Here is an 883-nt window from a genome sequence, read left to right as displayed (position 1 = left end):
TGTTAACGCTGAAGTGTTACAGGCACAGTCTCAAATGGGTGTTTTTGATCTCCTTAATACATTTGGCGGCGGTGCGCTTTACCAATTTTCCATTTTCGCAATGGGAATTACTCCTTATATCACAGCTTCGATCATCATTCAGCTGCTTCAGATGGATGTTGTGCCGAAGTTTACCGAGTGGTCTAAGCAAGGTGAAGTTGGCCGCCGTAAATTAGCTCAGTTCACAAGGTACTTTACGATTGTGCTTGGTTTCATCCAGGCGTTAGGTATGTCTTACGGATTCAACAATCTGGCAAACGGTATGCTGATCGAAAAATCCGGTATATCGACATATCTTATCATTGCTTTAGTACTCACTGGCGGAACTGCCTTTTTAATGTGGCTTGGAGAACAAATTACGTCTCATGGAGTAGGCAACGGAATATCGATCATTATCTTCGCGGGGATTGTGGCTAGTATTCCAAAAACAATTGGACAAATATATGAGACTCAATTTGTCGGCAGCAACGATCAGCTGTTTATTCATATTGTGAAAGTCGGACTTCTTGTGATTGCGATTTTAGCAGTTATTGTTGGAGTTATTTTCATTCAGCAAGCCGTGCGGAAAATTGCGATTCAATATGCTAAAGGCACAGGTCGTTCACCTGCTGGCGGAGGTCAGTCTACACACCTTCCATTGAAAGTAAACCCTGCAGGGGTTATTCCGGTAATCTTTGCGGTTGCGTTTTTGATAACGCCGCGGACGATCGCGTCTTTCTTTGGAACAAACGATGTGACAAAGTGGATTCAAAACTACTTTGATAATACGCATCCGGTGGGTATGGCGATATATGTTGCGTTGATTATTGCCTTTACGTACTTTTATGCTTTTGTACAGGTCAAT

1 protein-coding gene is annotated in these 883 nt (G+C 42.7%); it reads left to right on the top strand.

What is annotated here, in order from left to right:
- Nucleotides 1–883 (top strand): preprotein translocase subunit SecY (gene secY, locus RAC86_RS39275; protein WP_377887017.1); only part of this gene is annotated, 883 nt, incomplete at both ends.

This window comes from Bacillus sp. LR_5 (genome assembly GCF_042709275.1).
Note: the sequence above shows the minus strand (reverse complement) of the source record. Positions and strands in the feature narration are given on the sequence as shown.